The sequence below is a fragment of the Empedobacter sp. GD03797 genome (assembly GCF_029842105.1).
GTDB lineage: Bacteria > Bacteroidota > Bacteroidia > Flavobacteriales > Weeksellaceae > Empedobacter > Empedobacter falsenii_C.
This window is the reverse complement of record NZ_JAOCFS010000008.1, coordinates 100,243-110,543: the sequence shown is the minus strand read 5'-3', so window position 1 is coordinate 110,543 and position 10,301 is coordinate 100,243. Positions and strand designations below refer to the sequence as shown.

12 protein-coding genes are annotated in these 10,301 nt (G+C 32.0%); 4 read left to right on the top strand and 8 right to left on the bottom strand.

Annotated elements, in window-relative coordinates; all coding sequences use genetic code 11:
• The 6 genes from N5D90_RS08135 to N5D90_RS08110 all read right to left on the bottom strand — a co-directional run.
• A partial coding sequence (locus N5D90_RS08135; protein WP_280062132.1) for a DNA repair ATPase occupies positions 1-1,195 on the bottom strand: 1,195 nt, incomplete at its 3' end.
• A gap of 87 nt (positions 1,196-1,282) precedes the next feature.
• Entirely contained in the window at positions 1,283-3,367 is a 2,085-nt protein-coding gene (locus N5D90_RS08130; protein ID WP_114997783.1) for a flotillin family protein, read from the bottom strand.
• Between the two features lie 99 nt (positions 3,368-3,466).
• A complete protein-coding gene (locus N5D90_RS08125) occupies positions 3,467-4,159 on the bottom strand; it encodes an OB-fold-containig protein (protein ID WP_114997780.1) in 693 nt (230 codons plus the stop codon).
• An 18-nt stretch (positions 4,160-4,177) separates the two neighbouring features.
• The gene (locus N5D90_RS08120) at positions 4,178-4,372 is read right to left on the bottom strand and encodes a DUF4177 domain-containing protein (RefSeq protein WP_038332555.1); all 195 of its coding nucleotides are present in this window, start codon (positions 4,370-4,372) and stop codon (positions 4,178-4,180) included.
• A 69-nt stretch (positions 4,373-4,441) separates the two neighbouring features.
• Positions 4,442-5,146, bottom strand: coding sequence for a PspA/IM30 family protein (locus N5D90_RS08115; RefSeq protein ID WP_180905237.1), 705 nt, complete (start codon positions 5,144-5,146; stop codon positions 4,442-4,444).
• A 12-nt stretch (positions 5,147-5,158) separates the two neighbouring features.
• Positions 5,159-5,551 (bottom strand): hypothetical protein, encoded by a 393-nt coding sequence (locus tag N5D90_RS08110; protein ID WP_038332747.1) that lies wholly within the window; start codon positions 5,549-5,551, stop codon positions 5,159-5,161.
• Positions 5,552-5,644: 93 nt separating this feature from the next.
• Here N5D90_RS08110 and N5D90_RS08105 point away from each other — a divergent pair, with 93 nt between their 5' ends.
• Complete coding sequence (locus N5D90_RS08105; protein WP_280062131.1) at positions 5,645-6,304, top strand: helix-turn-helix transcriptional regulator; 660 nt, start codon at positions 5,645-5,647, stop codon at positions 6,302-6,304.
• Between the two features lie 30 nt (positions 6,305-6,334).
• On the opposite strand, the gene N5D90_RS08100 is transcribed toward N5D90_RS08105, so the two are convergent.
• Together N5D90_RS08100 and N5D90_RS08095 are read right to left on the bottom strand one after the other, a co-directional pair.
• The gene (locus N5D90_RS08100) at positions 6,335-6,901 is read right to left on the bottom strand and encodes a hypothetical protein (protein ID WP_280062130.1); all 567 of its coding nucleotides are present in this window, start codon (positions 6,899-6,901) and stop codon (positions 6,335-6,337) included.
• Positions 6,902-6,911: 10 nt separating this feature from the next.
• Complete coding sequence (locus N5D90_RS08095) at positions 6,912-8,120, bottom strand: acyltransferase family protein (protein WP_280062129.1); 1,209 nt, start codon at positions 8,118-8,120, stop codon at positions 6,912-6,914.
• Positions 8,121-8,240: 120 nt separating this feature from the next.
• On the opposite strand from N5D90_RS08095, the gene aspA reads away from it, so the two are divergent.
• From aspA to N5D90_RS08080, 3 genes are all read left to right on the top strand, one after another.
• A complete protein-coding gene (gene aspA, locus N5D90_RS08090) occupies positions 8,241-9,629 on the top strand; it encodes an aspartate ammonia-lyase (RefSeq protein ID WP_280062128.1) in 1,389 nt (462 codons plus the stop codon).
• Between the two features lie 52 nt (positions 9,630-9,681).
• On the top strand, positions 9,682-9,987 hold the full coding sequence (locus N5D90_RS08085) for a hypothetical protein (protein ID WP_280062127.1): 306 nt from the start codon (positions 9,682-9,684) through the stop codon (positions 9,985-9,987).
• 86 nt (positions 9,988-10,073) lie between these two features.
• A complete protein-coding gene (locus tag N5D90_RS08080; RefSeq protein WP_280062126.1) occupies positions 10,074-10,274 on the top strand; it encodes a hypothetical protein in 201 nt (66 codons plus the stop codon).
• Positions 10,275-10,301 lie beyond the last annotated feature (27 nt).

Below are 10,301 nucleotides of genomic sequence, written 5' to 3'. Positions count from 1 at the left end.
CTTGATGATGTCGCGTTGCTTCTTCTTCTGTGCGGAAATAGATTAAACTTCCGTCTTTAAAAATAGTAAAACCATTGCAAACAATAGGCGTTTCGACATTTTGTTGAATGATATTGTACGATAAAAGAATGTATGTATTGGTTTCATCTTGATTGAAAATATACATAAAATCTTCTCCGTTTGGAGAATTTACACGACGGAAAAATTGAAAATTATCTAACTTATTTTCGAATATATGATAGGTTCCGTTTTGTAAATAATAGCCATTCGAAAAAATCAAACCTTGATTGTCTGGCAACAAAACTGCTGCATCCAAAAGAGCAGGAATATTGATGACTTCCTTGGTGCGAACATTGTAAATATACGCTCTGAAATCTTCTTGAAAAGGTTTGATTTTAACCGCAATCAGATTTCCTAAATCGGCGTAATAATATTCGGCATCGTCTAATTGTTGATCTAAATGCGTAACTTTTTCAGTGAAAATTCCTTTTCCTGTATCCGTATTATCCTCAATTTTGAACGTAATATCGCCACCAATCGCTTCGATAAAAATTTTATCTAAAATAGAAATGTGTGGAAATTTACCTAATCGACGATCATCAATTGACGTTTTTTGCCATTCGAAATCAAATTGATCTGCTTTTTTTACTTCGTGAATGCTGCGATCATCTTGATAAATTAATTTTCCGTCTTTGATTAACCATTTAAACGCTTTCAAATCTTGTGCGCTTTTACTGGTTTGGAAAACCATGTACAAATAATTATCTGTTCTACGAAATTTAGAAAAGATAGAATCGCGGTAATATTTATATAAATTCTGAAAATCTGTAAAGAAATTCTGATCGTTAATTAAGTCGAGAGGTTGAGGTATAAATTGATTTTCTTGAAACAGATAAATACTAAAAACATCGCTCAACTGAATGTCTGTGCGTAAACCGAAATGTACGTTGTACCCAAAAATACACAACTTATCGAACGCGATAATTCCACGTGAAATACAAGTGTTTTCTGTTGTAATTCTTTGGTTTGCGCTTAATGCAAAATTGGTAGAATTGAATACCTCTTTACGAGCTTCGTTCAATTTCGTTAATCTTTCCGAAAGAAAATCTTTTTGTGTAAGAAGTCTTTTTCGGATGATTTCGTACGCGCCTGCATCAAGCGTTTCGGTAACGTTAATATTTTTTTCTTCTTGCATTAAATTAAAATCTAAAAGGTGATTAAACGTGATGATAAGAGCGATTGAAACGATAAGATTTCAATCACTCTATTGTTGTTTAATGGATTAACCTATTTTTTTATTTGAAACACCTAACTGATTCGCAATTCCGAAAAGAGAATTGATAAATCCTGTGTCTTCGCTGTTTCCAGAAGCCGAAGCAGCTTGCTGTAATTTAATTAATGCCGCAGTAATTGTTAAGTTTTTGATATCGTTTGACGAAATACCATATTTATCGGCAAGACTTCTTACTTTTCCAGCTAAATCGCTTCCGCCATCTTCGTCAATCAATGCATTTTTGATGTCTGTTGCATGTTTAGAATTGTCGATTAAATGATCAAAACCTTTTGCATTCGAAACTTGTTTGACAATATTTTCGAAGAACATCGTTTCTCCACCAACAATGTCAATTTTCGCTGATTTCAATGCAGTTGATAACACCTCAGCTTGCGCTCCAGCAATATCTTTTTGAATGTTGATTTGAGCCAATTCGATATCTTTTTCTTTTTGTAATTGAAGTTTGAACTCTTCGTGCTCTTTTCCAACACCGTCCAATTTCTTCATAGCTTCTGCTTTTTCTTCGATTCCTTTCGCTTCTGCCAACGCTTTTTCACGTACAACTTCTGCTTGTGCTAAACCTTCTTTACGCAATGCTTCCGCTTTTTTCTCGATTACAGACGCTTCTACAGTTCCTTGTTTTTCTTCCGCTTCTGCTTTAGCAACCATTACTTCTGCTTCCGATAAACCAATTGCAGCTTCTTCTTTCGCTTGTGCTTCTGCAATAATTTTACGAGCTTCCGCTTCTTTTGCAGATGCCTCTTTTTTCGCCTCCGCATCAATTAATAACTCTTGCGCTTTGCGTTCTGCAACTTGTTTTTGTGCATCGGCTTCGATAACTTGACGAGCAGCTTCTTGTTCTGCTGCAATTTTAGATGCTTCCGCAGCTTTTACAGTTTCGATTAAACGCTCTTCCGCTTCTTGCGATGCAGCAATAATTCCGGCTTGTTTCTGACGCTCAACTTCTCTATAAACTTCAACGTCTTTCACGCCTTGTTGCTCTTCAATCACGCCTTTTTCTAAAAGAACACGTTCTTTGATAACGCCTTGAATATTTTTTTTCTCCACCTCGATTGATCTTTCTTTATCAATCTGAGCTAAAGTCACAATTCGTTCACGTTCTGTTTGCTCCAAAGCGCGATCTTTTTCAACGCGTTCAGTTTCGATAGCATCAGTACGAACTTTATTTTTTTCTGCGATAATAATTTGACGCAATTTATTTTCTTCTTGAACTGCTAATTGCTCTTCTGTTGTAATACGAACAGATTCAGCTTTTAGACGTTCTTCTTCACGAACTTTTGCAATTTCTGCTTCTTCACGTGCTTTTATATTTTCGATTTCTCTGCGTTGACGCTCTTCTTTTTCGGCTAATTGACGCTCTAATTCTAAGATTGCTTCACGTGCTTCAACGTTTTGTTTTTTGATTACTTTTTCTTCTTCACGACGAATTAAATTGGCGTTCATATTTTGTTGAGCCGTTAATTCAGTGATTTTTTTGATTCCTTCAGAATCTAAAATATTGTCTGGACTTAAAAATTGTAATTCAGTTTGTTCTAAATAATCAATTGCACAGTCATCTAAAATATATCCATTCAAATCTGTTCCGATAATATTTAAAATTTCATCTCTAAATTCACGTCTTGCTTCGTATAATTCGATAAAATCGAATTTTTTACCAACTGTTTTTAAGGCTTCTGAGAATTTTGCTTCAAAAATACTTTTTAATGTTTCTGGTTCTGATGCACGTTCTGTTCCTAAGTTTTGTGCAACATTGATTACATCATTCACCGATTTATTAACTCGAACAAAAAATGCAACTTTGATATCTGCACGAATGTTGTCTTTACAAATTAATCCATCATGTTGTTGACGCGCAATGTCAATTTTTTTGATCGAAATGTCCATAATTTCCATTTTATGGAAAACAGGAATTACATACATTCCTTTGTTGAATGCTACTTGCGAACCTCCAACACCAGTACGAACGATGGCTTTTCCTTGCGGAACTTTTTTATAGAAAACGCTTAAAACGACGATGAAAGCAATAAAGATGAAAACGATGACACCAACTGCTAAAAGAATAAAATTTGTCATGAGATTTTTATTATATTTTGATTGATTTAGTTAATAATTAAGGTTAAAATATCTTCGATAATAAACGAAGTAAGTTGAAATAATAGTATCATAATTAGGTTAAATATTGTTTAAAGTAATGTGTTTGATGACGAAATAATAATGATTTGACGGCGATTCGTCAGTAATAATAATGGTGTCACCAAAATTAATTTCTTCGCCATTTTGACTTTTGATGTTAAGCGTAATAATATCTTTCTCGATTTGAAATTCAGCAGAACCTATTTTATCACCAGTGATTTTAGACTTCGATTTTCCGACTCTTCCAATAAAATCTGTTTCGTCTTCTCCGTGATAGCCTAATTCTGCATAAACTCTTACGAGTGGTTTTGTAATCCAATGCATCATAAAATAAGCGATGATGAAAACTGGAATTAAAACTAAAACAGAATACAATCCTAACTTGCTTAATCCAAAAACAATCGAAGAAATAATGGTAATCACCCAACTGATAAATTTGAACAAGGTAATAATTACCATTAACGGAACTTTACCAACATTGATAAATTCTAAACATTTTGCCCAAAAACCTGGCTCGTGATGCACGTCAGCATCAGCATCGTGATCGGCGTCAATTTCGTGGTGCGCATCAACATCATTGATGTCTCCGATATGAAAATCTGAATCAGTTCCAAGGTCAATTCCGTCACCAGCCAACAATTGAAACACCCAATAGACGAGAGAAAATCCCATCAGAATGGTCATAATTCCATTGGCCAATGGATTGAAAAGAAGGTTTAAAATTTCGCTCATTAGCGTTGATTTTTAGTGTTAAAGTTGTCTTTTAAAGGTAAAATAAATTCTGTAAGTTATTCCATTATTTGACAATGGAGTAGAGGAGGTTAATTCCCAGCCTTCTGCTCCGTATTGATTCAATAATTTATCTAAATATTCTTGGTCGATAGAGACTTTGAAAATTCCTTGTTCAGCTTTTATTTCGATTGTTTTGTATTCAAATTTTGGCATATAGTTTCAAAATTAAAAATGATTAAGTTCTATTATTTTAAAGAAATAAAACTCACTATAAAAAGTGATTTATTCTTGATTTTTCGATAGAATTTTTAGCTTCAAAGCTTCTAATTCATTTTGAATCAAATCTCCTTTCAAGGTTTCATTAATTTCATCATCAGCTGTTTTCGAATTATCCGCCAAACTTCCGTAAGCTTGCGCAAGCGCTTCGTCTTCTTCTACTTTGGCTTTCATGCGTTCTAACATGCTAATTGTGCTATTTGCATCAATTTTTGCCATTTGTTTGTTTACCTGTTTTGTCGCATCAGCAACTTTTACACGCGCTTTTAACGTTGTCAATTCATTTTCCCATTTATTAATGTTGAATTTTAGAACTTCGACATTTTTATGGACTTCATTTGCAGATTTTTCATGAATAATTACTTGATTTTCTAATTCAGTAATTTCTTCTAACAATTGCTTCTTTAAGCCCAAAGCTTCTTTCGCTAAACTTTCGGCTTGTTCAACTGTAATTTCACTTCGCCCAGCTTTTTCTAACAAAAGAATTGCTTTTCGTTCGTAATCTGCCGCTTCTTCTTTCTTTTTGTCTACGCTATTTTGCGAACGAATTGCCATCGCTTTTACTTTTGCATAAGCTTCTAATGATTGATTAAGATCGTCGCGCATTTCGCGAATTCCTTGTTCAGTCATTTTAATTGGGTCTTCCATTTTTTCGACAACCGAATGTATTTCTGCTTGTCCAATTCTAAAAATACGTTTGAAAATATTCATAGTGATATTGTTTTATTGTTTAGAAAATTCGATTAATTGAGCAGAATATTCGCTCATCAATAAACTCAAAGAGTTTAACGTTGCTTCAAATTCGTTTTGATCAAGATTCGCAATTTGAAGTGTGTAACGATAAATAACTTTGTTTCCGTCTTCTGTTATTGCAAAAGCACCATGAATGATATCGCGATTTTTCATCAACAACGCTTTTAGCATTTCCAGATTATCATTTGTAATTGTAAATAAATACAACTCGAAAATGATGACAGGTGGTGCAATTCCTACAATCAGATTTTGAACACCATCCAATAAATTTTCAATCATAAAAACACCTTCTTTTTCGTCTTTGTAACTGATGGTGTAATTGATGTTTTGAATAAAATTTTCAATCTTCGAAAAATAATTCATTTTGTTGTTATTCGTGTTTTTTGTAATTTGTTTCCATAAAATTAAACAATTTGCTAAAATAATTAGCAATTAAAAATGTTAAAATTTTAAATAATGACAAAAATAGGTGAAAATATAAAAAAATTAAGACAGGTTAAGAACTTAACTCAACAGGCTTTTGCTGACTTATTTGAAGTTAGTAGAGGAAATATTTCATCTTATGAAGAAAAACGTGCAGAACCAAAAATTGAAACGATTTCTCAAATTGCTAAATATTTTAGCATTCCAATAAGTCATTTGATCGAAAAAAACTTAACTGTTAACGAAATATTACACTTTGATAACTATTTTGAGGAAGCTGATATGTTGCGAAATGTTAAAAATTTGAGCGCGATTCCTTTTTTATCTCGAGAAGTTATTCAATCAAAAAAAGAATTGTTTTCGAACTTAGAAAATTATCCTTCAATCTATTTTCCTATTTATAATTCGCATCAATTTATTGCGTTGGAATATTCTTCGAGTATCGCTTCACCTATCGATTTTGCAGAAGAAGAATCGTCTATTTTATTTTTTGAACATTTGGAAGTGGAAAATTTACATTTGGTTAATGATAAATTTGGTTTGTATGTGAATGATGATGAAATTTTTGTAGGAAAGTTTATTCAACACAATAATCAGTTGATTTTGGAATTAAATCAATGGAAACAAATTATTTTTGATGTTGAAAATATTCAGCATTTTTATCAGTTTTATGCTGTTTATAAGAAAGTTTAGTTAGAATTGAGGATTGATTGTGGTTTGTTTTTATTTTGTTTTTAAAGTAACTAATCGCATTTTAAAATCAATAAAATCTACTGTTTTATTTCCATCTTGGTCATAAGATATAAGAGTCTCACCAGCTTGTTGATACTTATAATTTTTAGGCAATCCGAACTTTTGAATTAAATGATCGTATTTTAAATATTCTTTCGGTCTGGAATTATAAAAAGTCAATGCAGATTTAATGTCATATAATAAGGTATCTGAAATTTCATGTAATTGTCCATTTTTAAAAATTAATCGTTCTTCATAGAGGCACGAACAGTATTTGTCCTTTCCAACGGAAAAGCTAAAATCACTTGGACAATCATTGATTTCTTTAGAAGATTTTAATTTTTTCAAACGATTAATAATTGAATTAAATTCGTTCTCATTAATTAAAACAATTTCAGAATCTTTATTATAATACCCATTGTTTTCTTGACATTCAGGAGGAATATTATAATCTACGTAATTAGGAGGAAAAGACGCAATAATATCATTGATTTCTTTTTGTTCATTGCAAGAGAAAAAATAGAAAAGACTTAATAATCCAATAATAAAATACTTCATAATTAAGATTTTAAACTTTAATATAAATCTTCTTTTTATCTAATAAATAAGCCAACCACCAAAAGAAAGCTAAGAAAATTAGCGAATAAACAAATGAACCAATTTCTGGAATTCCAGGAATTTTAGCACAGACATTTTCGTAAAACCAACCCAATGGTGAAATGAATTTGATTTCTCCTTTGTCGTTTAAACCAGCTTCAATTCTGATTAAACCTAATAATCGTGGTAATAATCCGCTCAAAACAAAGATGAACAAAGGGTTTTTTCCGAAAACATCAAAGAATTTCATGAAACCATTTTTGATTCCTAAAATTTCGATGAACCAAATCATTGCGCCAATTGTCAAAATTGCTAAACCAGTTGTGTTGAAAACATAAGAGCTGCTCCAAATCTTTTTATTGTACGGAAAGTCCCATTGCCATACGTAACCAATTGTCAATGCAATTGTTCCTAAAACAAATAAACCAGCTAACATTTTATATTGCGGATTGTCAGTATTTGGTAACGGATGATTCAACCAATTGATATTTCCTTGTTTCTGAATATAATCACCAACCAAATACCCAAATAAAACTTGTGGAATAGTAGAAATAGTACTAAAAATTCCTTCTGGATCAAACGGGATGCCTTCTCCTTTATAAATATGCGCTAAACCAAGCAATTGATTATCAATTTTAGTTCCGATAAAACCTTCTAATGAATAAGGATCAGAAGTTCCAAGTCCGAAAGTTAAAACCCAATAAAGTAGAAGAATCGCACAGCTTATCAATAAAACTTGTTTTTGTTTAAAATAAAAAGCAATCACCGAAGCGAAAAAATAAGCAATTGCAATTCGTTGTAAAACGCCCATAATTCGGATTCCGCTTTCTTCTGAATCTTTCCACGCTTTGAAAATTAGTTCATTATTATCCCACTTGAAAAATGGCCACCAATTGATGAATAATCCAATTCCGAAAATTAAAATTGTTCGTTTTATTACTTTTTGCCAAAAAATCTGTTGAGGTTGTTGTTGCAATTTTGGAATCACAAAAGCCATTGCATTTCCCACAGCAAACAAAAAGAATGGAAAAACCAAATCTGTTGGAGTACAGCCGTGCCAACTTGCATGCTCTAAAGGATCGAACATAGCCGACCAAGTTCCTGGATTATTTACCAAAATCATCAACGCAACAGTTGCGCCACGAAAAACATCTAATGAATAATAACGAGCTGCTTTCATCTCTTTTGTGTTAATGTTTTAAAGATATAGATTTTTTGAATTTTTTGGCAAAATGCTTTTCAAAAAGATACTAGATTATTCCTTACCTTTAATTTATAATAACAAACAATCTAAAAAAGAATGAGAACGGAGTCTGATTTATTAGGAGAGTTACAAATTCCTGAAACGGCTTATTATGGTGTGCAAACGCAACGTGCCATTAATAATTTCAAAATTTCCAATAATTATTTGTCGCATTATCCCGAATTTGTAAAGGCGCTTGGTGTCGTAAAATTAGGAGCTGCGCAAGCTAATCACGAATTAGGAATTTTATCGAAAGAATTATTTGATGCGATTTCTTTTGCTTCAAATGAATTAATTGCTGGGAAATATACAGAGCAATTTCCGATTGATATGATACAAGGTGGTGCGGGAACTTCTACAAATATGAATGCGAATGAAGTAATTGCAAATATTGCTTTGGAACATTTAGGAAAACAAAAAGGTGAGTATCAATTTTGTTCGCCAAATGATCATGTCAACCTTTCGCAATCTACGAATGATGCGTATCCATCTGCTTTGAAATTGGCATTATTTAATATGAATAAGCCTTTGGTTGAAGCATTAACTTCGTTGTATGAAGCGTTTGATAAAAAAGGAAAACAATTTGGTAATGTTATAAAAATGGGACGTACGCAATTGCAAGATGCAGTTCCAATGACGCTTGGGCAAGAGTTTGAAGGTTTTTCGAATACGTTGCATAAAGAAGTTGATAATTTGAATCGAATTGCGACCGAATTATTAGTGATTAATATGGGGGCAACTGCGATTGGAACTGGATTGAATGCTGTTCCGGGTTATGCGCAATTGTGTACAACTAAAATTGCTGAAATCATGAATGAAGATGTTTCGTTGGCTGATAATTTAGTGGAAGCAACTTCGGATACAAGTTCATTTGTTGATTATTCATCTGCTTTGAAACGTCTTTGTGTGAAGTTGTCGAAAATTTGTAATGATTTACGCTTATTGACTTCAGGTCCGAGAACAGGTTTGTTCGAGATTAATTTACCTCCAAAACAACCAGGATCTTCGATTATGCCAGGGAAAGTAAATCCGGTAATTCCAGAAGTTGTCAATCAAGTTTGTTTTAAAGTAATTGGAAATGATTTATCAATAACAATGGCTGCCGAGGCTGGACAATTGCAGTTGAATGTAATGGAACCGATTATTGGTTTTTCGATTATGGAATCAATTCAATATTTAACAAATGCGATGAATACGCTACGTGTTGAATGTGTAGATGGAATTACAGCGAATGTTGAACATTTGAAAAATGAAGTTCAAAATAGTATTGGAATTGTGACTGCGCTAAATCCGTATATTGGCTATAAAGCAAGTACAAAAATAGCGAAAGAAGCTTTAGAGACTGGTGGAAGTGTTTATCAATTGGTCTTAGATCATGGTTTGTTGTCGAAAGAACGTTTGGATGAAATCCTTGATCCTAAAAATATGCTTGGACCACATATATAGAAGTTGTGAGTTAGTAGTTATGAGTGAAAAGTTTTGAAAAAATAAATTAATAATGAAACCTTTAAATCTTCTAAAAATAGAAACATTAAACGATGAATGGCTAGATAAGGATGTGATTATTTTACATGCTTGTTTTCAGATTTTATGCGATTGTATTGAAAAAGAAAATTTATTTAAAAGTCATGTTGATTGGATGTATGATAATGAACATAAAAATGCAAAAATTGAAATTGAAAACTTATATAATTGGAGGAATAAACGTAAGTTCGATAATGATAATTTAGAAAATATTCAATATGAAGAAGATAATCAAATGTTGAAGAAATTAATAGAGTTTAGACAATATCTTTGGACTTAATTTGATTGTATATGATACCAATTGACGGGGAATTCGGAATTTTATATGTGTTTTATTTAATACTGTTCTGCTTTTGCATATTTAAAATGATAGTAGGAAATAAATTTAGTAGAATAAAAACGATACTGATTTTATCAATTAGCATTTTATTGAATGTCTTATTGTATTCTAATTCGAATAATTTTGAAGGAGGAGGTTCTTTAGTCGTTTTATTTTATTCAGGAATAATTTTTCTTTTGACTTTGGTAGTGATTCTTTTAGACCAATTGTTAGGAAAAAGAAAATAGCATTTTAATTAAAAAAATTATGAGTAA